This window comes from Serratia sp. NCCP-200, assembly GCF_059697885.1.
Map to the genome: position 1 here is coordinate 38,049 of NZ_BAAKUJ010000010.1, position 22,714 is coordinate 60,762.

The following is a 22,714-nucleotide window of genomic DNA, read 5'->3' on the forward strand; positions in this document are numbered from 1 at the left end:
GCCGGAGGGAGATGTCCAACCGCAGGGGCAGAACAGTGCGATTGATCACAAATTGATTTGGTGGTGAAGGTGAGGAGATTTCCCTCCTCACCTTCACCACCAGCAAAATTACTGCCAGCCATACCGGCGGACAAACCAGCCTTTCACGCACTGGGTCAGCACCATGTAACCCGCCAGGATCAGCACCAGCCAAGGGAAATAGCTCAGCGGCAACGCCTGCAGCTGCAGGAAGCCCGCCAGCGGCGAGAAGGTCAGGCCGATACCGACGGCGATCACCGCCAGTGTCATCACGCACAGCGGCCAAGATGGGCGGCTCTGGATAAATGGAATTTTGCGCGTACGGATCATATGGACGATCAGCGTCTGCGACAAAAGCCCTTCCACAAACCAGCCAGACTGGAACAGCGTCTGCATTTCCGGCGTATTGGCCTGGAACACGTACCACATCAGGGCAAAGGTCAGCACGTCAAAGATCGAGCTGATCGGCCCAAAGAACACCATAAAGCGCCCCAGATCGCCAGAGTTCCAACGCTGTGGCTTGGTGATCTGATCGTCATCGACGTTATCGAACGGGATGGCAATCTGCGAAATATCGTACAGCAGGTTCTGGATCAACAGATGCAGCGGCAACATCGGCAGGAAGGGTAAAAAGGCGCTGGCGATCAGCACGCTGAAGACGTTACCGAAGTTGGAGCTGGCCGTCATCTTGATGTATTTCAGCATGTTGGCAAAGGTGCGACGGCCTTCGATCACCCCCTGCTCCAGCACCATCAGGCTTTTTTCCAACAGGATGATATCCGCCGCTTCCTTGGCGATATCCACTGCAGAATCTACCGAAATACCGATATCCGCTGCACGCAGTGCCGGGGCATCGTTGATACCGTCACCCATAAAGCCCACCACGTGGCCCTGCTTACGCAGCAGTTGGACGATGCGCTCTTTGTGCAGCGGCGTCAGCTTGGCAAACACCGTGGTACGCGCCGCCGCGGCGACCAGCGTGGCGTCATCCATCAGTTCGATCTCGCTGCCACGCAGGATATGCTCCGCATCCAGCCCCACGTCCTTACACACCTTGGCGGCGACCAGTTCGTTGTCGCCGGTGAGGATTTTGACGGTTACACCATTCTTTTTCAGCGCAGCCAACGCCGGTGCGGTGCTCTCCTTCGGCGGATCGAGGAAGGCGATATAGCCTTCGAGGATCAGATCCGATTCATCCGCCACGCCATACTCATGATCCGTCGCTGGCAGGATCTTGTTGGCCACCGCCACCACGCGCAGCCCTTGCTGGTTCAGCTCGTCGGTAACACGACGGATGCGCGCCAGCAGCGCTTCGTTGAGCGGGATCACTTCATCTCCCTGCCGCACGTGGCTACAGATCGACAGCATCTCTTCCAGTGCGCCCTTACAGATTAGCTCGTGGTATTGCGCCTCTTTGGCAACGACTACCGACATGCGGCGACGTTCGAAATCGAACGGGATCTCGTCCACTTTGCGGTAATGCTGCAACGCGTCCGGCTGCTGGCTTTCGTCGGCACAGGTCAGCACCGCCACATCCAGCAGGTTTTTCAGCCCGGTCTGGTAGAAACTATTCAGCCAGGCGTAGCGCAGCACCCGCTCGCTGTTAGCACCAAACACATCGGTATGGCGCTCCAGCACAATTTTGTCCTGGGTCAGCGTGCCGGTTTTATCGGTGCACAGTATATCCATCGCGCCAAAGTTCTGGATCGCGTCCAGACGTTTGACGATCACCTTCTGGCGCGACAGCTTGACCGCCCCTTTCGCCAGAGTAGAGGTGACGATCATCGGCAGCATTTCCGGCGTCAGCCCCACGGCCACCGAGAGCGCAAACAGCGCCGCTTCCCACCAGTCGCCTTTAGTAAAGCCGTTAATCAGCAGCACGATCGGCGTCATCACCAGCATGAAGCGGATCAACAGCCAGCTTACTTTGCTGATACCGGCCTGGAAGGCGTTGGGCTGCTCATCCTGGCTGGTCACCCGCTGTGCCAACTGGCCGAAGTAGGTTTCGCTGCCGGTGCCGATCACCATGGCCAGCGCGGTACCGCTAACGACGTTGGTGCCCATGAAGCACAGGTTTTGGCACTCCAACGGATCGCTCACCTGGCTACGGGGATCTGCCACTTTTTCTACCGGCAGTGACTCACCGGTCAACGCTGCCTGGCTGATAAACAGATCCTTGGCAGACAACAACCGCAGATCCGCCGGGATCATATCCCCAGCCGATAGCTTGATGATATCGCCCGGCACCAACTGTGAGATCGGCAGTTCGCTATGTTCGCTTTTACCGGTATGCGCATCGCTGCGGTACACCGTTGCGGTGTTGCTGACCATCGCCTTCAGCGCGTCCGCCGCCTTGTTGGAGCGGGCTTCCTGGATAAAATGCAGCAACGTGGAGATCAGCACCATCAGCCCAATCACCAGCGCGGCAATCAGATCTTCGGTGGCGTAGGAAATCAGCCCCAGTACGGTCAGCAGCAGGTTGAACGGGTTGCTGTAGCAGTGCCACAAATGCTTCCACCAACTTTCAGCACGCTGGTTTTCGATGGTGTTGCTACCAAACTGGCCGCGGGCGGTTTCTGCTTCCTGCTCGGTGATGCCTTCCGGGTGGCTGTTGAAACGCTCATACAGTTGCATCGCGCTGGCGGCGGCACATTCCAGACGTTGTTGCGCCAAACCGGCAGGCAACTCTTGCGCCGATCCACTGACGCTTTCCAACAGCGCATCACGCCGAACCAGTCGGCGTGGCAAATTGCGGCTGAGCAGACCCAGCAGCCGACGGGGGATTTGTTTAAATTTCATCGTTCGCACCTCATTGCCCAGCGCCTCACGGCAGTGGGTGAACGGCGGACCGGCTCACTGGCTTGATTTTCGGACGCGCCAAAAATCCTCCGCCGGAGCAGATCACTGATTTTCAATCACAACAGAGGCGAACTATCGAACAAGTGCCGCTGCTTACCTAAACCGGTAAAACAGCAACGCAGAGCGGAGAGGTTTTACCGGGGAACCGAATGAGTAGTGTCGGGGCTCGGATCAGGATCCATTCAGGGATTTACCTCAAGTCAAAGAAAAAGTGGGAACGGCAAAGGCGGCCATTCCGTTTTGCAACACTATGGGCTGCGCACCAAGATCCGCGCGTTAAAATGCGCTATGGTAGCGAGCATAAGTGGGATGTTGTAAGTTTAAGCCTCATAACCTAAACGATAAGTAAACCATGCAAAACCGGCTGACAATCAAGGATATCGCCCGCCTGAGCGGGGTAGGCAAGTCTACCGTCTCACGCGTGATGAATAACGAAGGCAGCGTAAGCCCGCAAACCCGTGAACGGGTGGAGGCGGTGATCCGCAGCCAGGGGTTTACCCCATCAAAATCGGCGCGAGCCATGCGCGGCCAGAGCGACAAAGTGGTCGCCATTATCGTTTCCCGTCTGGATTCCCCTTCGGAAAATCAGGCCGTGCGCACCATGCTGCCGCTGCTGTATCAGCAGGGCTTCGATCCGATCGTGATGGAAAGCCAGTTTGAAACCCGGCTGGTAGAGGAGCACCTCAACGTACTGCGCCAGCGCAACGTCGACGGCGTGATCCTGTTCGGCTTTACCGGCCTGACCGCTGACATGCTCAAACCGTGGCAGGAAAAAATGGTGGTGGTCGCCCGCGAATATCCGGGGATCTCCTCCGTTTGTTATGACGATGAAGGAGCCGTGAGACTGCTGATGCAGCGCTTACGCAAGCAGGGTCATAGCCATATCAGCTACCTTGGCGTACAGGAGTCCGATGCCACCACCGGGATGCGTCGTCATCAGGTCTATCTGGATACCTGTCGCGCGCAAAAAATCTCGCCGGTGGTGGCACTGGGAGAACTGAGCTATCAGAGCGGCTTCCAACAGGCCGCCAACGTGATTGAACCGCAAACCACCGCGCTGGTATGTGCCTCTGATACCATCGCGCTAGGTGCGATGAAGTACCTGCAACAGCAACAGATTACGCCAATCCAGGTGTGCGCCATCGGTAACACTCCAATGCTCAACTTCTTGTTCCCGGAGACCTTTTCCGTTGAATTGGGTTATGGCACCGCTGGGCAGCAGGCGGCCCTTCAACTGCTTGGCCAGTTGAGTGGTGAACTGAGCATCCGCCAAATCATTATCCCCTGCAAACTTGCCTGACAAGGGGCGCACCATGCGGCGCCCTTTCGTATCGTAGCCAGAATTCATTGTGACGCTATTTGCGGCTTTATTGTTCGTTTTGTGATCCTTACCGCAAGTTGGGAACGTTCCCATTTAATAACCACGGCCAAGTGACTAAGCTTAAACACATCAATACCTCTGAGCCTCACTGATAACAAAGGTGCCATAATGAGCAAAGTTCAGCAGCAGGACATCGATCGCCTGATCGTGCTGGTGGGTGGCCGCGAGAATATCGCTACCGTCAGCCACTGCATTACCCGCCTGCGTTTTGTCCTTAACGATCCCGCCAAGGCCAAGCCGAAAGAGATTGAGCAGTTGCGCATGGTCAAAGGCTGCTTCACCAACGCCGGGCAGTTCCAGGTGGTGATCGGCCCCGAAGTCGGTGATTACTATCAGGCGTTAATCGCTGCCACCGGCATCAACGAAGCCGATAAAGAACAGGCCAAGCTGGCAGCCCGCCAGAATATGACCTGGTTCGAACGTGGCATCTCCCACTTCGCCGAGATCTTCTTCCCGCTGCTGCCTGCCCTGATCAGCGGTGGTTTGATCCTGGGTTTCCGCAACGTGATCGGCGATATCCCGATGTCCGGCGGCCAAACGCTGGCCCAGATGCACCCCGCCTGGAAAACCATTTACGACTTCCTGTGGCTATTGGGCGAGGCCATCTTTATGTTCCTGCCGGTGGCCATCTGTTGGTCAACGGTGAAGAAGATGGGCGGTACCCCGGTGCTCGGCATCGTGATGGGGATCACCCTGGTCTCCCCGCAGTTGATGAACTCCTACCTGCTCGGCCAGCAAGTGCCGGAAGTGTGGAACTTTGGCTGGTTCACCATTGAGAAAGTGGGCTATCAGGCGCAGGTGATCCCGTCGATCCTCGCCGGTATGGCGCTGGGCTGGATCGAAACCCGTCTGAAAAAGATCGTGCCGGATTATCTGTATCTGGTGGTGGTACCGGTGGTTTCTCTGCTGCTGGCCGTGTTCTTGGCACACACGTTGATCGGTCCGTTTGGCCGCATGATCGGTGATGGCGTAGCCTGGGCGGTGAAGTGGGTGATGACCGGTAGTTTTGCCCCGATCGGCGCGGCACTGTTTGGCTTCCTGTATGCACCGTTGGTGATCACCGGGGTGCATCAGACCACGCTGGCCATCGATATGCAGATGATCCAAAGCATGGGCGGCACGCCAGTCTGGCCGTTGATTGCCCTGTCTAATATCGCGCAAGCCTCGGCGGTGCTGGGCATCATCATCGTCAGCCGCAAGGCCAACGAACGTGAGATTTCCGTACCGGCCGCCATCTCCGCCTACCTCGGCGTGACCGAGCCAGCTATGTACGGTATCAACCTGAAATATCGCTTCCCTATGCTGTGCGCGATGATCGGCTCCGCCTTCGCAGGCTTGATTTGTGGCCTGACCGGCGTGATGGCCAACGGCATCGGCGTAGGTGGCCTACCGGGCATCCTGTCTATCCAACCGCAGTTCTGGCTGATCTACTCCGTAGCTATCCTGGTGGCCGTAGTGATCCCGCTGCTGCTGACCATGATGGTTTACAAACGCAAAGCTAGCCGCGGCGAGTTACCGGTTTAAACTGAAAGGTATTTTTTTATGAGCAATATCATCCCTTGGTGGCAGAACGGCGTTATTTATCAAATCTATCCGAAGAGCTTCCAGGACAGCACCGGTAACGGCTATGGCGATCTGGCTGGGGTGACACAACGGCTGGACTACTTGCAGGAACTGGGCGTCGATGCCATTTGGCTAACGCCGGTCTATGTCTCGCCCCAGGTCGATAATGGCTACGACGTGGCCGATTACTGCGCCATCGATCCGGCCTACGGCACCATGGCCGACTTCGAACACCTGGTGGCGCAGGCCCATCAGCGCAAGATCCGCATCGTAATGGATATGGTGTTTAACCACACCTCCACCGAGCATCCATGGTTTAAGGCTTCGCAGGATCCTGCCAGCCCGCTGCGTCAGTTCTACATCTGGCGCGATGGCGAAGGTGACGCCCTGCCCAATAACTGGCGCTCCAAATTTGGCGGTAATGCCTGGCAATGGCACGCCGACAGCGGCCAATATTACCTGCACCTGTTTGCTACCGAGCAGGCCGACCTGAACTGGGAACACCCGCCGGTGCGCGAAGAGCTGAAGAAAGTGTGCCAGTTCTGGGCAGATAAAGGCGTGGACGGGCTGCGTCTTGACGTAATCAACCTGGTGTCCAAACAGCAGGACTTCCCAAGCGATAGCCAGGGCGATGGCCGCCGTTTCTACACCGACGGCCCGCGCATTCACGAGTTTTTGCAGGAGATGAGCCGCGACGTGTTTCAGCCACGCGGCCTGATGACCGTGGGCGAGATGTCTTCAACCTCGCTGGAGCATTGCCAACAGTATGCGGCGCAAAGCGGTGCCGAGCTGTCGATGACCTTCAACTTCCACCATCTGAAAGTAGACTATGCCAACGGGCAGAAGTGGACGCTGGCCGCGCCGGATTACGTCGAGTTGAAGCAGATTTTCCACCACTGGCAGCAAGGCATGCATAACCGCGCCTGGAACGCGCTGTTCTGGTGTAATCACGACCAGCCACGCATCGTTTCGCGCTTTGGCGACGAGGGCGAGCTGCGAGTCACCGCTGCCAAGATGCTGGCGATGGTGCTGCACGGTATGCAGGGCACGCCGTATATCTATCAGGGTGAAGAGATCGGCATGACCAATCCGGGCTTCCAGCAAATCGAAAGCTATCGCGATGTGGAAAGCCTGAATATGTACGCCGAACTGCTGGCTCAGGGAAGAAACAAAGACGAACTGTTGGCTATTCTGGCCAGCAAATCACGGGACAATGGTCGTACGCCGATGCAGTGGGACGCAACAGCCCACGCTGGTTTCACCACCGGTACGCCTTGGATTGCCTGTGCAGAGAACTACCCGCAGATTAATGCCAAGGCAGCACTGGCCGATCGGGATTCGGTGTTTTATGCTTATCGCCATCTGATCGCCCTGCGCAAGCAGTATCCGCTGCTGACTCACGGTGACTATCAGGATCTGGCCCCGGCTCACCCGGCATTGTGGTGTTATCAACGGAGTTGGAATGGACAACGGTTGCTGGTCGTTGCGAACCTGAGCCGCGAACCTTTGGCATGGGATGCCGCTGGCGTTGAATTTTCAGAACTGTGGCGACCGCTGATTAGCAACTATATGGATGCTGCCGAGCAGCCACGGGCCGGAGTTTTGCGGCCTTTCGAAGCAAGTTGGTGGCTGCTGGAGTCCTGATTGGTCACCGGGAGTTGTTTGCTACAACCCATACGTAATCGTTTGAAAAATAATGATTTTGTAGGACTTTAACAATGAAATTGGCGCTGAGAACACTTCCTCTGTTACTCAGCGCCAGGCAGAGGCCAAAAGGCAGCGGATCTAACCGCAACGCCCTGCCGTTGAATCATATATTTAACACGTAGTACCTGACCTTTATTATTCCCCGTATAAATAAGTCACCCGGCACAATTACACTTAACTCACCTATATTTCTTCCCAAATCATTATTACGCTATTTCAGGCGTAAAAAGATCTGCATCCAAGATTAAAATGTGAAGGATATCCCAAATTGTAAATAGATTTATTTCACGCTGTAAAAAAAACATGCAATAATAGGTTAAAACCAGATTAAAAACATAAATAAATAATAAATATAACTATTTTAATTAAACCGCCAGACTGATTTTTCCCATCGGCCTTTTTACCTCTCGTGAAATGGAGCACTCTTTATGACCATCAAAAGGAAGTCGATATTTATAGTCAGTGGTTTATTCGCCGCCGGATTGACCGGCTGTGACAATAATGATACCCAGATTACTCCGAGTAAGCAGGCGGAGCTGGAGAGCAGAAATATTCCCACGCTTACCGTCGACGGGCTGAAGTTTAAAGATCTGAATAAAAACGGCCAGCTAGACCCTTATGAAGACTGGCGTCTTGATAGCGCCACCCGCGCCCGCGATTTGACCGCCCGCATGAACGTGGAAGAAAAAGCTGGTGCCATGATGCATGGTACCATTGGCCTCGATGGTGCTGGCCGCGTCGATATCAGCGCCGCCGAAGAAGACGTGAACCAACGCTTCGTCAACACCTTCATTACCCGCATGGCGGGCGATCCACAGCATATTTCCGCCGATAACAATGCGCTGCAGGAAATGGCCGAGAAGTCTCGCCTCGGTATTCCAGTGACCATCAGTACCGACCCACGCAACCACTTCGTTAACGATCCGAATGCCACCAGCGTCGCGGCAGGCAGCTTCTCACAATGGCCAGAGCCGCTCGGCCTGGCGGCAATCGATGATACGGCACTGTCCAAAACCTTTGGTGATATTGCCCGCCAGGAGTACCGGGCCGTTGGGATCCATATGGCGTTGTCACCGCAGGCCGACCTTGCCACCGAACCGCGCTGGGGCCGTATCAACGGTACTTTCGGCGAGGATAACCAGCTCGCCAAACGCCAGGTGCAAGCTTATATCGAAGGCTTCCAGCACGGTGATAAAGGCCTGACCCAAGACAGCGTCATCACCGTAGTAAAACACTTTGCCGGTGGCGGACCACAGCTTGGCGGGTTGGATCCGCACAATATCTTCGGCAAAGAGCAGGTCTATCCGGGCGATAATCTGGAATACCACCTGGTTCCGTTCGAAGGGGCATTTGCCGCCAATGTGGCCTCGGTGATGCCCTATTACGGCCAACCGATCAACCTGTGGTACCAGGATCAGCTGATTGAAGAAGTGGGCTTTGGCTTTAATAAGCAGGTGTTGACCGAGATGCTGCGTGGCCGCTTTGGCTTCACCGGCGTAGTGCTGAGTGACTGGGGCATCCTGGAAAGCTGCGAAGGTAAATGCGCCACCGGCATCAGCGATGCCGACATCGCCGCCGGAGTCTCACCTTGGGCTGCCGGGATCGGCATGTCGTGGGGCGTTGAGAATCTCACCCGCCAGGAACGCGTAGTGAAAGCGGTGGAAGCCGGCATCGATCAGTTCGGCGGTACCAGCGATCCTAGCGATCTGATAGAAGCCATCAACCAGCAACAACTGCCGATCGCTGCCATCGATGCTTCCGTCACTCGTATTTTGCAGCAGAAGTTTGAGCTGGGGCTGTTTGAGAAACCTTACGTGGACGAAGCCAAAGCGGTGAAAATCGTCGGCAACGCGGAATTCCAACAGCAAGGGGATGACGCACAGCGCCGTGCGCAGATCCTGTTGCAGAATAATAATTCCCTGCTGCCATTGGCGCTGAGCGGCAAGAAGGTGTTCCTGCATAACGTCAACGCTACCGTGGCGGCACGCTATGGGTTGGAAGTCGTCGCTACGCCGGAAGAGGCGGAGATCGCCATCCTGCGAGTAGATACGCCACATCAGAACGATCCGCACTACCCGTTTGGCGTTTCGGTCAACTTTGGCCAACTGGGCTTTGACGATGCCGAAACCGTGGTGCTGGATCAGAAAGCTGGCACTTACAGCGGCAGTGAAGACTATAGACTGATCAAACAGGTGAAGGCGCTCAACCTGCCAACGGTGATTTCCGTTTACCTCGATCGTCCGGCGATCCTGACCAACATCGTGGATAAAACCGACGTACTGCTGGCCAACTTTGGCGCATCCGATGAGGCGGTGCTGGATGTGATCACCGGCAAGAGCAAGGCACAGGGTAAGTTACCGTTTGAGCTGCCATCCAGCTGGCAGGCGGTGCTGGATCAGAAAGAGGACGTGGCGCACGATTCTGTCGATCCTCTGTTCCCAATCGGCGCGGGTATTCTGTAATACGGCCCTCATCCCAACCCTCTCCCAAAGGGAGAGGGAGCTGATAGCCCCTGCTCGTTTGGTAGTAAAGCGATAACCTCAGCAAACACGCTCGATCGGTCTCCTCCCACAGGGAGACGGATTATCAAACAGTTGCCACGCTTAACACCGAGCAGCAAACTTCGGTGTTAAGTGTTCAGGATGTCCCCGAACTTAAAAACTTTTCACCAGCTTCACTACGTCCGCCGCTTCCTCTGCCAGCTTCTCATCGCTCATATCAAATACGCCCTGCACCAGATGCGGCGGCAAATAATCCATACCGGTCAGATTGGCGACGGCGTTAAACGGCCGCAGCAGGTCGGCTACCGGATAGCGGTTATAGCCCGCCGGTGAATAGGCCTGCGCGTTGCCCCCGGTGCTGACCACCAGTTGCAAAGGCTTACCCTGCAGCTGATTACCTTCGCTACCATAGGCGAAACCGTGGGTTAATACCGCATCCTGCCATTCGCTGAGGATCGCCGGTGAGCTGTACCAATAAAACGGAAACAGCATCACTACCACATCGTGCGCTTGCAGCAGTTCCTGCTCGCGGGCCACGTCAATCTGGTAGTCCGGGTAAACGCGCATCAGTTCATGCACGGTGACGTCAGGTAAAGGACGCAGCGCCTCGATCAGCGCCTTATTGATGCGGGATTCGTCGGGGAAACGGTGGGCGGCCAACACTAAAATACGCGACATGGGGAAATCCTTGTTTATCGAAAGTAAGCCATTTTTTCATTTCCTCCGTTTCCGGTGTAGTCTGTAAACGGTCACATTAACTTCAACCTAAAGTATCAACCATTATGTCGCTGCCCATTGACGTACACCGCCTGTTACCGGCGTTTCTCAGCGCCGCTCAGACAGAGAACTTCTCCGCCGCTGCACGCCAGCTGGGCGTGACGCCAGCGGCGATCAGCAAGAATATCCGCGTGCTGGAAGAGAAGCTGGCGCTGCGGCTGTTCCAACGTAACACCCACAGCGTGGTGCTGACTGACGAAGGCAAAGCCCTGTTGCAACAGGTGGCACCGCTATGGCAAGCGCTGACCGCCACGTTAGAGCTGGCTGGAGGCACACAACTCCCTCCCGCCGGTAGCGTGCGCGTCAGCATGATCCCAGGCTTTGGCCGCCAGGTACTGATGCCGCTGATCCCTGAGTTTTTACAACGCTACCCGATGATCGATCTGGATCTGTCACTGGATGCCCGGGTGGTGAATCTCGTTGGTGAAGGCTTTGATGTGGGCATCGGCAGCCAGGTCGATCCCGATAGCCGGCTGGTAGCACGACCGCTCTACGCGATGCAGATGCTCTTGGTCGCTGCCCCCGGTTACCTTGCCCAACATGGCACACCGCAGGTGCCGGAAGATCTGCTGCAACATAGCTGCCTGCTGCACCGCAATCCGGCCACCGGGCGTAATGTAAAGTGGCCTCTGGCACACAAAACGCTGGATTTGCATGGCCGCCTGACGGCCAGCAGCCCGGAGATGTTGCTAGATTCCGCGCTGGCCGGGCTGGGCATTGCTTGCCTGTCGCGCTGGTATGTGGAACAGCACTTTGCCCAGGGAACATTGCTACCGGTGCTGCCAGATCACTGGCCTAAACCCACGCAAATCTGGCTCTACTACGCCTCTGCAGATTTGCCGCCACGGGTGCGCGTCTGGGTCGATTTTTTACTGGCGCATTTTCGCCGCTAACCGGCATGATGCGATCGCAATCACGCTTTAACGATCTTTCGGATAATCGGCATTTTCCATTCAAGCCGCTGATAGCAAGGGTTACAAATATTCCTGTAACGGGTAGCTGTACAGCGTTCAAACTGCTCCCCCCATTCTTTGACCCACGTCAAAAAAAGCGGCACCACACCCATATATAGTGCCCATAGATATTCAACCACCTATATGTAGTAGTTATCCACAATATCATCCACACCCTCCGCAGCCCTTGCGCCCTGCGGTTTTGCCCTGTGGATAAGCCGACGCTCCCCCATGGGGACAGGAGTTACAACGTGAAACCAGTAGTGATTAAACGGGACGGTTGCCAGGTATCTTTTGACGAGATACTGATCAAGCAGGCCATCGAGCGGGCCGCTTTGGCCGCTGAAGTTGTCGATGCCGACTACTGTGCTACCGTCGCCCGCGTGGTCGCTCAACAGATGGAAAACCGACCGCGAGTCGATATCCACGAAATCCAGCAGGCGGTAGAAAACCAGCTGATGTCTGGCCCGTATAAGCAACTGGCACGTACCTACATCGAATATCGCCACGATCGTGACGTCTCGCGTGAGCTGCGCGGGCGGCTGAACCAGGAAATTCGTGGCCTGGTGGAACAAAGCAACGTTGCGCTGCTCAATGAGAACGCCAATAAAGACAGCAAGGTGATCCCTACCCAGCGCGATCTGCTGGCCGGTATCGTCGCCAAGCACTACGCCAAACAGCATATCCTGCCGCGCGATGTGGTGCTGGCGCACGAGCGCGGCGAAATCCACTATCACGATCTCGACTACTCACCGTTCTTCCCGATGTTCAACTGTATGCTGATCGATCTGAAAGGCATGCTGACCAACGGCTTCAAGATGGGTAACGCCGAGATCGAGCCGCCGAAGTCGATCTCCACCGCCACCGCCGTAACCGCTCAGATCATCGCTCAGGTTGCCAGCCATATTTATGGCGGCACTACCATCAACCGCATCGATGAGATCCTGGCCCCCTTCGTTACCGAGAGCTTCCACAAGCATCAGCAGGTAGCGCAGCAGTGGCAGATCCCAGACGTGGCAGGCTATGCGATGACCCGCACCGAGAAAGAGTGTTACGACGCCTTCCAGTCGCTGGAATATGAAGTCAACACTTTGCATACCGCCAACGGCCAGACGCCGTTTGTCACCTTCGGTTTCGGCCTGGGCACCAGTTGGGAATCGCGCATGATCCAGCAGTCGATCCTGAAAAATCGTATCGCCGGGCTGGGTAAAAATCGTAAAACCGCCGTGTTCCCAAAACTGGTCTTCGCCATCCGCGACGGCCTGAACCACAAATTTGGTGACGCCAACTACGACATCAAACAGCTGGCGTTGGAATGTGCCAGCAAACGCATGTATCCGGACATTCTCAATTACGATCAGGTGGTCAAGGTCACCGGTTCGTTTAAAACACCGATGGGTTGCCGCAGCTTCCTCGGCACCTATGAAGAAAACGGCGAGCAAATCCACGATGGCCGCAACAATATCGGCGTGATCAGCCTGAACCTGCCACGTATTGCTCTGGAAGCCCAGGGTAACGAAGACCGCTTCTGGCAGTTGCTGGATGAGCGCCTGCTGCTGGCCAAGAAAGCCCTGATGACCCGCATTGCCCGCCTGGAAGGTATCAAGGCCCGCGTGGCACCGATCCTGTATATGGAAGGAGCCTGCGGCGTACGGTTGAAAGCCGACGACAATATTGCGGAGATCTTCAAGAACGGCCGCGCATCGATTTCGCTGGGCTACATCGGCGTGCATGAAACCATCAACGCGCTGTTTGGCGCAGAAAAACACGTGTACGACGATGAGCAACTGCGCGCCAAAGCTATCGCCATCGTTGAGCGCCTGAAAAACGCAACCGAAAGCTGGAAAGAAGAAACCGGCTACGGCTTCAGCCTGTATAGCACGCCAAGTGAGAACCTGTGCGATCGCTTCTGCCGCCTGGATACCAGCGAGTTTGGCGTGGTCGCCGGGGTGACTGACAAGGGTTATTACACCAACAGTTTCCACCTCGACGTGGAGAAAAAGGTTAATCCGTACGACAAGCTGGACTTCGAAGCGCCATACCCACCTTTGGCCAACGGCGGTTTTATCTGTTACGGCGAATACCCGAACCTGCAGCACAACCTGAAGGCGCTGGAGGACGTGTGGGATTACAGCTACACCCGCGTGCCTTATTACGGCACCAACACGCCGATCGATGAGTGCTATGAGTGTGGCTACACCGGTGAGTTCTCCTGTACCAGTAAGGGCTTCACCTGCCCGAAATGTGGCAACCATGATTCGGCAAAAGTGTCGGTGACCCGCCGCGTATGTGGCTATCTGGGCAGCCCGGATGCCCGGCCGTTCAACGCCGGTAAGCAGGAAGAAGTGAAACGCCGGGTGAAACATCTGGGCAACGGGCAGATCGGTTAATTTCAGACAGCGGCCCCTCACCCTAACCCTCTCCCACAGGGAGAGGGGACCGAATGTGCCACAACTTAACGACGGCATTCGTCCTCAACATAGCTTCTGGGCACAACATCGGGTCAGCTCCCTCTTACTAAAGGAGAGGCTTGAGATGAGAGGATGGGGCCAAATACGTCACGGGTGACTTCCATACCTAACTGCCGCACCGTACCTGCTCCTTCTCCCACAGAGAGGGGGACAGAAAGTGCCACAACTTAATTACTGCACTCGCCCTTGGTAACAAGTGAGAGGATGGGGCCATATACGTCACAGGTGACTTCCATACCTGACTGCCGCACCGTACCTGCTCCTTCTCCCACAGAGAGGGGGACAGAAAGTGTCACAACTTAATTACTGCACTCGCCCTTGGTAACAATGTTGCAGAGTAACTTCTGCACCTGAGCACAACGCCGGACCAGCTCCCTCTCCCTATGGGAGAGGGTTGGGGTGAGGGGCCATATAAAAGAACGCAACATTATGAATTTTCACCAGTATTATCCTATCGACGTGGTCAACGGCCCCGGCACCCGCTGCACGCTGTTTGTCGCAGGCTGCGTGCACCAATGCCCCGGTTGCTATAACAAAAGCACCTGGCGGCTGAACTCTGGCCTGCCGTTTACCCAGCAGATGGAAGATCAGGTCATAGCCGATCTCAACGACAAGCGTATTCCACGCCAAGGGCTGTCGCTGTCTGGTGGCGATCCGCTGCACCCGGCCAACGTCGCCGCCGTATTGCAGTTAGTCAAGCGAGTACACGCCGAATGCCCCGGCAAAGATATCTGGCTGTGGACCGGCTATAAGCTGGATGAACTGAATAGCGAGCAGATGCAGATCGTCGATCGGATTAACGTATTGATAGACGGCAAGTTTGTGCAGGATTTAAAAGACCCGTCGCTGATCTGGCGCGGCAGCGCTAACCAGGTGCTACATAAACTGCGCTAATGTTGATGTCCGTCCGGGGTTCCGACTGGCTTCGATTTGACGCTGTTTCCATGTCCCTAATAGCCACAACCAGCTGCGGGTTTTTTCGCGATGGCTCCAGTTCAAAATCCCCTGGTCTTAGTGCAAGTGCTTCATTCAATCTTGCGCTGGTGTTCCATAGAGTATCAAAAAACATGCGCCGAGTTAGACCGTCAAAGTAGCTCAGCAATACGGCCACCTCTGGAGCTAGTAGATATTTCGGTAATCCTGCGCCCAACTGTGCGGCGTAATCACGCATCGATCGGACGATATCAAGCAACAGGTATCCCAGCCCCTGGGAAGTGTCGCTACATGAATTCTGTAAAAGTTCGCGGAGCGGCCACCGGCACAGAACGGGAAAGGAAAGAAGAAGAGGGCCAGCCCGATACACTACATATTGTGCGCTGGTCAGCTGCGATCGAAACCAGATGTTAATTTTTTGGGGATGGCCAAGAACGAAATGATCAACAAAGGATGTGAGCAAGTAAGCCGTACAAGGCGACATTTTAAGGCAGACAAAGAGCCTCAATTTAGAGGACTAAATTTTTGGTTTGCCGATGACATATAAATAACTAATAAATTAAAATCAAAAAATACATCATGTGAATGAAAATTTCGATCTTATCCATGCATATCAAACTATAACCTCATTTTTTCGTAAGGCTAGCTTTGAGGAATGCATTAGAGATATAATGTTTTTTTAGTACCAAATGCCGTATAAATAAAAGGAGCTTGTTAAATGGACTATAGTTACTTTCTTAGACAACAAATGCAGGCTGAAAGAAAAATGGCATTATCCCTTGATAAAGGTGTTGAGGGTGTCTATGAGAAAGCAATTGATACAACCGAGGCAATATATGATGGATTTGAAAGGCTATCATGGAGAACATCATGTTTCATAGATAAATATGAAGATGTTTGTCAAGAAATAAAAATAGAAGACGAACGGTATTTTTATGGTATTTTGGAGTTATTTGGAAAGAGAGATATACTTCTGCATATGCTGATTTTATATGTTGAGTTTGTTTTAGATGATGAGGATAGAACCCAAAGAGAAGCTAAATCAAGAACAAGAGGGACAAGTAAATTATTTGCTGCGTTTACTTCTGGAGTGCTAACTAAGAAAGCTATTGCTTATACAATAGGTAAATCTTTATCTGGATCGCCTGAAATTTTAGCCTCAATCAGGAAACAAACATATAAGAAAGGCCCATGGGCTTTAACAGGTGTTGCATTGTATGGGCAGCTGCTATGGCAGCAAGAAAACTAAGAACGCTTGAACCTCGCTATTATAACATACTATATAATAATAGAATTGAGATGCTATATATATATGTAGATCCAATTATAACGGCGTTAATAATGAAGCTTAAAAGTAAACATAACGCTACGCTTGAAGGAAAAATTGAAATTTTAGAAGAGGTAATTGGCTTATGATTATCGAAATATTAGAAATAATAAAAATCATGATTGGTTTTGTTTTAAAATACGTCAAACTAATTATATTTACTATATTTTTTAATTTCCTTCCAACTGCTGTCGTTGTTTTATTGTATTTGCTGTATTTGGCATTCATACCAGAATATAGCGGGAGGTTATTAATAATATCAATTATTGTAGTCTTCTATTTATCTTGGAAGTATATCCCAGACAAGTATACATAAAAAGGCCGTTTAAAACGGCCTTCAATAACTAGAATACGCGCTCATCCCATATGCTGTATCCTGACGTGCCAGCTACATGAGTCCAGTCAATACTTTTATATGCTATGGATATGATTTCATAAGGCTGAACATCACTCTGTAATAGTGAGTTTGGACAGTGCTGACTAATGCTAACAATATATGCATCCTTTAGCTTTATAGTGTAAAATTTTTCAATCCTTCCAGTTGAATCTATTCGGTGCATATAAATTATAATTTGAAGTCTTTCATTTCCATCTAATGCAACCCCCAAAAGAGGCGATGACTTGTCAATAGGCTTGTTTATTACAATCGGATGGTGACAGACGTTTTGATCTCTTGTAAGGTCATGATCAAAAGAATAGATAAAAGCTTGGTCTTCATGCCCTTTTTGACTCCTATTGCCAATGGATGGTACTGATGAACAACCTGCGGAAATATGCCCTTGCTTTTCACCTTGAATATCTGCATAAATAGTTGTGGCCATTTAAATCTCCATTTTAATTAAGCGATTTAATAAAATCGAAGTTCCAGAGTAACAATCCACTCTGTGTATAATACTAGAAAGCCCAACAGTATACTTAGAGATTTACAAATGGATTTCATGAATGAAAGCTTTTTAATTATATGTTTTTATTATTGAATAATTGTGCGCTAACAAAGCTTGTGAGCCTAACCATTTCTGGGTTTTCTAGCAGCGACTCAACGGCAAGTTCAATCTCATCATCAACTTGTTCCGCGGCCAATGGAGTGAGTGGATAAAGAAATTCAAAAATGCGTTCCCGATCTTGCAACGCAACGTCGTCCCATTCGATGCGCATAATAATCCTTATTTGGTTGCGTATTTCGCCCTGACTTTGGCTTTAAAGTCGCTCATTCTCTCCTCAGCTTGCCGCTGGGTAAGATAAACAGCCTCTCCTTCATGCAAACGGGCAAAGGCTGCATCAACCTTATCTTTCAACCAGTTTTCGTGTTCTTCAGCAGCACGTTGATCGTCCGCCATTTGTTGCGCTAAACGCCGACAGGCTTCACTTAAGGTCGTCCCTTTCGCTTCAGCAGCTTTCTGTGCCAACAGTTTAGTTTCATTTTCAATGCGAAACTGGATACGGCTTTCCATCTTCAAAACTCCTACATACTCCGTATTCAACATCCATAAACGTTAGCACGTTTGTGACAACAAAATAAGCCTCATTGGTGTTTTTTCACTCAAACCAGCACCCACTCTTTACATCAATCTAAGCCATCATCTCCCTGTCCCAAATTGTTCATCAGTTCGCCACCTGCGCGTCACCTGATTGTCATCTGCCCCCGGCAACATTAGCCCAACTTTGTTACCGAGTGCCGATCATGAATGCTATCGCCGCTTTTTCGCTTTCTCCCCCAACCGAAGTGCCGAGGTATTGGCTATGACGCACTTATCTAGACATCCGACCAGTTACCCTACCCGATATCAGCAGATTGCCGCCCAACTGGAGCAGGAGCTGTGCAGCCAATACCGTTGCGGAGATTATCTGCCTTCAGAACAACAACTTGCCGAGCGTTTTGAGGTCAATCGCCACACGCTGCGCCGCGCCGTAGACGAGCTGGTAGAGCGGGGTTGGCTGCAGCGCCGCCACGGCATCGGCATTCTGGTGTTGCTACGCCCGTATAATTATCCGCTGCACGCCAACACCCGCTTCAGCCAGAACCTGTTCGAGCAGGGCAGTCACCCCACCAGTGAGCGCTTACTTGCTGTTTTACGTCCGTGTAATGGGCATATCGCCAGCGCGCTCAGCCGTGAAGAGGGGGAAACTATTATCCACTTACGCACCCTGCGCCGGGTGAACGGCGTTCCCCTCAGCGTGATCGACCACTATCTGCCCGATCTGGACTGGTGGCCCGCCTTACAACAGTTCCACAGCGGCTCGCTGCATGAGTTTATCCAACAACAGATCCACCAGCCGCTGACCCGCCGCCAGACCCGCATCAGCGCACGGCGTGCCCAGGCCAAAGAGAGCCGCCTGCTGGAGATAGCAACCCATGCCCCTTTGCTATGCGTGCGCACGCTAAATACCTGTATCGGCAGCGATTTGGTGGCGGAATACTCCGTCAGCCTGGCGCGCGCCGACATGATCGAACTGACGATGGAGCACTGAATGCAATCCTTACAGCAGAGACAACGCTGGATGTCGGTCCTGGCGCATAGCCAACCCGCCCAGTTGCGCAGCCACTGGCAGGCGCTGAACCTCAACCCAAGCTACCAGCGCCTGCGCGCCCCTGAGATTGGCCTGACACAGCTGCTAGGGCGGATGGGAGCGACCGGCCGCCGCTTTGTACTGGGCGACATGACCGTCACCCGTGCCGTGGTGCAGTTGGAAAACGGTGGCCAGGGCTACAGCTACGTTACCGGACGTGACAAGGAGCATGCCGAACTCTGTGCGCTGATCGACGCTTTGCTACAACAACCCGCCAACCATGAATTGCTACAGCTTCAGCTGATTGAGCTCCTGGCCGCACTGCAGCAGGAGCAGCGCCAACTGCGCGCCCGTGCCGTAGCAGCCAGCCGGGTAGACTTCTTTACGCTGGTACGAGGGGATTAAGCCATGACGTTACTAGCCGGTTTTGACCAGCCGATTGAGCAATCTCAGTCTGCTTTCCGTTTGATTTTAAAGGCGTTGAGTGAGCCTGGCGTGATTGTTGAACTGCCAAATTGCCCGGCATGGGGTGCGCTGAACGCCGCCAGCACTGCTGTGATACTGACGCTGGCAGATCAGGAAACCCCGCTCCAGCTCTGTGCCGACCTTAAAAGTGAGCAAGTGCTAACTAACATCCGTTTTCATACCGGTGCTCCGCTGGCGACCCGGCAGGAAGATATCCATCTGGCGGTATGGGATGACCAATTACGGCCTGCCGAGCTGAGCGCATTACCTCACGGCAATGAAGTCTCACCGGAGTTCGGTGCCACGCTGGTGGTACAGGTTACCGCATTGGCAGGCAGCCACACACTGCGCCTTTCCGGCCCCGGTATTGAAAAACAACGGGAAATCGCCCCGCCGTTGCCAGCTGCGCTACGGGCTTACCTACTCGAACGGCCTCAGCGCTTCCCGCTAGGTCTGGATATTATCTTGACCTGCGGTGAGCGCCTGATGGCGCTGCCAAGAACCACCCGCGTGGAGGAGTGCTGATGTACGTTGCAGTGAAAGGGGGTGAAAAGGCCATCGAGGCTGCCCATCAACTACAGGAAAATCTGCGCCGGGGTGACGAAGCTGTCCCAGCACTTAGCGCGGAGCAAATCGGTGAACAGCTTGGCTTGGCGGTTGACCGGGTGATGACGGAGGGCGGTATTTACGATCGCCAACTGGCCGCGTTAGCGATAAAACAGGCCAGTGGCGACCTGGTAGAGGCTATTTTCCTGCTGCGTGCCTATCGCACTACTCTGCCGCGCCTGGCCGTCAGCGAACCGCTAGCTAGCGAGAACATGCGGTTGGAGCGGCGCATCTCGGCGGTTTACAAAGACTTGCCCGGTGGCCAGGTGCTTGGCCCGACCTACGACTATACCCACCGCCTGCTGGATTTTGCGCTGTTGGCCAACGGTGAAACACCTCCGGCACCACAGGCCGATGAGCCACTACCAGAGAACTGCGCCCACGTGTTCGACCTTCTCAACCAGCAACGGCTGGCGCTGGCAGAAGAGGATGACGGCAGCACTCCGGACGATATTACCCGCAACCCGCCGGTTTACCCCTGCTCCCGCTCGGCGCGCTTACAGCAGCTAGTGCGTGGCGATGAGGGCTTTCTGCTGGCATTAAGCTATTCCACCCAACGCGGCTATGGCCGTAACCATCCGTTCGCCGGAGAGATCCGCAGCGGTTACGTTACCGTGGAGATCGTGCCGGAAGAGTTGGGTTTCGCCGTCGATATCGGCGAGATCCTGCTGACCGAATGCGAGATGGTGAACGGCTTTGTCGACCCGCAGGACCGGCCTGCGCACTTCACCCGTGGCTATGGGCTGGTGTTTGGCCGCTCGGAACGTAAAGCCATGGCGATGGCGCTGGTGGATCGCGCCCTGCAAACCGCCGAGTACGGCGAGGACGTGGCAGGCCCGGCACAGGACGAAGAGTTTGTGCTGGCGCACGCCGATAACGTGGAGGCCGCCGGTTTCGTCTCCCATCTCAAGCTGCCGCACTACGTCGATTTCCAGGCCGAACTGGAGCTGCTCAAACGCCTGCAGCAGGAATTTGCCGCCCTTCAGGAGACCCGCCATGAGTGAAGTATTGACCGGCTATAACCTCGGTTATCTGGATGAACAAACCAAGCGTATGATCCGCCGCGCCATCCTCAAAGCGTTGGCGATCCCCGGCTATCAGGTGCCGTTTGGTGGCCGTGAGATGCCGATGCCTTATGGCTGGGGCACCGGCGGCATCCAGATCACCGCCAGCATCATTGGCCGCACCGACGTGCTGAAGGTCATCGACCAGGGTGCTGACGACACCACCAACGCGGTCTCCATCCGCCGCTTCTTCCAGCGAGTAGCCGGTGTTGCTACCACTGAGCGCACGCCAGAGGCCACGCTGATCCAGACCCGTCACCGTATTCCGGAAACGCCCTTACAGGCGGATCAAATCCTGATTTATCAGGTGCCCATCCCGGAGCCGCTGCGCTTTATCGAACCGCGCGAGACCGAAACGCGCAAGATGCACGCGCTGGAAGAGTACGGCGTGATGCAGGTGAAGCTGTATGAAGATATCGCCCGCTATGGCCATATCGCCACCACCTATGCCTATCCGGTGAAGGTTAACGATCGCTATGTGATGGACCCATCACCGATCCCTAAATTCGATAATCCGAAGATGCACATGATGCCCGCGTTGCAACTGTTCGGCGCCGGGCGTGAAAAACGCATCTACGCCCTGCCGCCGTTTACCAAGGTGGAAAGCCTGGACTTTGACGACCATCCGTTCAGCGTACAGCAGTGGGAAGAACCTTGCGCCCTGTGCGGCTCGCGCCACAGCTATCTGGATGAGGTGGTGCTCGACGACCAGGGCAACCGGATGTTCGTCTGCTCAGACACCGATTTCTGCCAGCAACAACTCAACCAAGAGGTACCGCACTGATGACTTCCGCTCCATTGAGTGCCACGCCGTTGCTGACGGTCGACAACCTCACCCACCTTTACGCGCCGGGCAAGGGTTTCAGCAACGTGTCATTCGATATCTATCCTGGTGAAGTGCTGGGCATCGTCGGCGAATCCGGCTCGGGTAAAACCACGTTGCTCAAGTCGATCTCCGCCCGGCTGGCCCCACAACAGGGGCAGATCCTCTACCGCCCACAACCGGGGCAACAACAGGATCTGTACGCCATGGCAGAAAGCGATCGCCGCCGCCTGCTGCGCACCGACTGGGGCGTGGTCCATCAGCATCCGCTCGACGGTCTGCGGCCACAGGTGTCTGCCGGTGGCAACATCGGTGAGCGCCTGATGGCTATCGGCCAGCGTCATTACGGTGATATTCGCCAGCAGGCTAAACAATGGCTGGAAGACGTGGAGATCCCGGTTTCTCGTCTGGATGACCTACCCACCACCTTCTCCGGCGGTATGCAGCAGCGTTTGCAGATCGCCCGCAATCTGGTAACCCATCCCAAGCTGGTGTTTATGGATGAGCCGACCGGCGGGCTGGACGTTTCCGTGCAGGCGCGCCTGCTGGATCTGCTGCGCAATCTGGTGGTGGAAATGCAGCTGGCGGCGGTGATCGTCACCCACGATTTGGGAGTAGCACGTCTGCTGGCCCATCGTTTGCTGGTGATGAAGGAAGGTGAAGTGGTGGAAAGCGGTCTGACCGATCGGGTGCTGGACGACCCGCACCATCCGTATACCCAACTGCTGGTCTCTTCGGTTCTGTCATAACACAGGTGA

The 22,714-nt window shown here is 54.3% G+C and carries 19 protein-coding genes and 1 pseudogene; 14 read left to right on the forward strand and 6 right to left on the reverse strand.

What is annotated here, in order from left to right:
- Positions 1 to 108 precede the first annotated feature (108 nt).
- A complete protein-coding gene (gene mgtA, locus AC6HVW_RS23555; protein WP_497569714.1) occupies positions 109 to 2,817 on the reverse strand; it encodes a magnesium-translocating P-type ATPase in 2,709 nt (902 codons plus the stop codon).
- A 412-nt stretch (positions 2,818 to 3,229) separates the two neighbouring features.
- On the opposite strand from mgtA, the gene treR reads away from it, so the two are divergent.
- From treR to AC6HVW_RS23575, 4 genes are all read left to right on the forward strand, one after another.
- A complete protein-coding gene (gene treR, locus AC6HVW_RS23560) occupies positions 3,230 to 4,177 on the forward strand; it encodes a trehalose operon repressor TreR (protein ID WP_497569715.1) in 948 nt (315 codons plus the stop codon).
- A 189-nt stretch (positions 4,178 to 4,366) separates the two neighbouring features.
- Positions 4,367 to 5,782 carry a PTS trehalose transporter subunit IIBC gene (treB, locus tag AC6HVW_RS23565; RefSeq protein ID WP_021179093.1) on the forward strand — a complete coding sequence of 472 codons (1,416 nt, stop codon included), beginning with the start codon at positions 4,367 to 4,369 and terminating at the stop codon, positions 5,780 to 5,782.
- Between the two features lie 18 nt (positions 5,783 to 5,800).
- Complete coding sequence (treC, locus tag AC6HVW_RS23570) at positions 5,801 to 7,465, forward strand: alpha,alpha-phosphotrehalase (protein WP_497569716.1); 1,665 nt, start codon at positions 5,801 to 5,803, stop codon at positions 7,463 to 7,465.
- A gap of 491 nt (positions 7,466 to 7,956) precedes the next feature.
- Positions 7,957 to 9,990 carry a glycoside hydrolase family 3 protein gene (locus tag AC6HVW_RS23575; protein WP_497569717.1) on the forward strand — a complete coding sequence of 678 codons (2,034 nt, stop codon included), beginning with the start codon at positions 7,957 to 7,959 and terminating at the stop codon, positions 9,988 to 9,990.
- A 192-nt stretch (positions 9,991 to 10,182) separates the two neighbouring features.
- On the opposite strand, the gene AC6HVW_RS23580 is transcribed toward AC6HVW_RS23575, so the two are convergent.
- Complete coding sequence (locus AC6HVW_RS23580) at positions 10,183 to 10,707, reverse strand: NAD(P)H-dependent oxidoreductase (protein ID WP_071681265.1); 525 nt, start codon at positions 10,705 to 10,707, stop codon at positions 10,183 to 10,185.
- Between the two features lie 104 nt (positions 10,708 to 10,811).
- Between AC6HVW_RS23580 and AC6HVW_RS23585 the strand changes: the two genes are divergently transcribed.
- The 3 genes from AC6HVW_RS23585 to nrdG all read left to right on the forward strand — a co-directional run bounded on the left by AC6HVW_RS23585 (position 10,812) and on the right by nrdG (position 15,124).
- Positions 10,812 to 11,699 (forward strand): LysR family transcriptional regulator, encoded by an 888-nt coding sequence (locus tag AC6HVW_RS23585; RefSeq protein WP_071681264.1) that lies wholly within the window; start codon positions 10,812 to 10,814, stop codon positions 11,697 to 11,699.
- A 311-nt stretch (positions 11,700 to 12,010) separates the two neighbouring features.
- Entirely contained in the window at positions 12,011 to 14,149 is a 2,139-nt protein-coding gene (gene nrdD, locus AC6HVW_RS23590; RefSeq protein WP_071681263.1) for an anaerobic ribonucleoside-triphosphate reductase, read from the forward strand.
- Between the two features lie 510 nt (positions 14,150 to 14,659).
- Entirely contained in the window at positions 14,660 to 15,124 is a 465-nt protein-coding gene (nrdG, locus tag AC6HVW_RS23595; protein ID WP_186486545.1) for an anaerobic ribonucleoside-triphosphate reductase-activating protein, read from the forward strand.
- On the opposite strand, the pseudogene AC6HVW_RS23600 reads toward nrdG, so the two are convergent.
- Positions 15,125 to 15,416 (reverse strand): annotated as a pseudogene (locus tag AC6HVW_RS23600) (tyrosine-type recombinase/integrase); the annotation flags it as partial. It lies immediately after the preceding gene.
- 465 nt (positions 15,417 to 15,881) lie between these two features.
- On the opposite strand from AC6HVW_RS23600, the gene AC6HVW_RS23605 reads away from it, so the two are divergent.
- Positions 15,882 to 16,412, forward strand: a complete 531-nt coding sequence (locus AC6HVW_RS23605) for a hypothetical protein (protein WP_497569718.1) — start codon at positions 15,882 to 15,884, stop codon at positions 16,410 to 16,412.
- A gap of 422 nt (positions 16,413 to 16,834) precedes the next feature.
- Here the strand turns inward: AC6HVW_RS23605 and AC6HVW_RS23610 are convergent, their stop codons facing one another.
- From AC6HVW_RS23610 to AC6HVW_RS23620, 3 genes are all read right to left on the reverse strand, one after another.
- Positions 16,835 to 17,311 (reverse strand): Hcp family type VI secretion system effector, encoded by a 477-nt coding sequence (locus AC6HVW_RS23610; protein ID WP_094981869.1) that lies wholly within the window; start codon positions 17,309 to 17,311, stop codon positions 16,835 to 16,837.
- A gap of 136 nt (positions 17,312 to 17,447) precedes the next feature.
- Positions 17,448 to 17,645: a type II toxin-antitoxin system RelE/ParE family toxin gene (locus AC6HVW_RS23615; RefSeq protein WP_186486543.1), complete on the reverse strand. Its 198-nt coding sequence runs from the start codon at positions 17,643 to 17,645 to the stop codon at positions 17,448 to 17,450.
- Between the two features lie 8 nt (positions 17,646 to 17,653).
- Positions 17,654 to 17,941, reverse strand: coding sequence for a type II toxin-antitoxin system RelB/DinJ family antitoxin (locus tag AC6HVW_RS23620; RefSeq protein ID WP_021179086.1), 288 nt, complete (start codon positions 17,939 to 17,941; stop codon positions 17,654 to 17,656).
- Between the two features lie 289 nt (positions 17,942 to 18,230).
- Here AC6HVW_RS23620 and phnF point away from each other — a divergent pair, with 289 nt between their 5' ends.
- The 6 genes from phnF to phnK are packed head-to-tail and all read left to right on the forward strand — an operon-like array spanning position 18,231 to position 22,705.
- Positions 18,231 to 18,959, forward strand: a complete 729-nt coding sequence (phnF, locus tag AC6HVW_RS23625; protein WP_021807487.1) for a phosphonate metabolism transcriptional regulator PhnF — start codon at positions 18,231 to 18,233, stop codon at positions 18,957 to 18,959.
- Positions 18,960 to 19,403, forward strand: coding sequence for a phosphonate C-P lyase system protein PhnG (gene phnG, locus AC6HVW_RS23630; RefSeq protein WP_071681260.1), 444 nt, complete (start codon positions 18,960 to 18,962; stop codon positions 19,401 to 19,403).
- A 3-nt stretch (positions 19,404 to 19,406) separates the two neighbouring features.
- Positions 19,407 to 19,988, forward strand: a complete 582-nt coding sequence (gene phnH, locus AC6HVW_RS23635) for a phosphonate C-P lyase system protein PhnH (protein ID WP_059199560.1) — start codon at positions 19,407 to 19,409, stop codon at positions 19,986 to 19,988.
- Complete coding sequence (locus AC6HVW_RS23640; protein ID WP_021807490.1) at positions 19,988 to 21,073, forward strand: carbon-phosphorus lyase complex subunit; 1,086 nt, start codon at positions 19,988 to 19,990, stop codon at positions 21,071 to 21,073. Before phnH ends, AC6HVW_RS23640 begins: the two co-directional genes overlap by 1 nt.
- Positions 21,066 to 21,917, forward strand: coding sequence for an alpha-D-ribose 1-methylphosphonate 5-phosphate C-P-lyase PhnJ (locus AC6HVW_RS23645; RefSeq protein ID WP_497569719.1), 852 nt, complete (start codon positions 21,066 to 21,068; stop codon positions 21,915 to 21,917). Before AC6HVW_RS23640 ends, AC6HVW_RS23645 begins: the two co-directional genes overlap by 8 nt.
- On the forward strand, positions 21,917 to 22,705 hold the full coding sequence (phnK, locus tag AC6HVW_RS23650) for a phosphonate C-P lyase system protein PhnK (RefSeq protein WP_024483394.1): 789 nt from the start codon (positions 21,917 to 21,919) through the stop codon (positions 22,703 to 22,705). Before AC6HVW_RS23645 ends, phnK begins: the two co-directional genes overlap by 1 nt.
- Positions 22,706 to 22,714 lie beyond the last annotated feature (9 nt).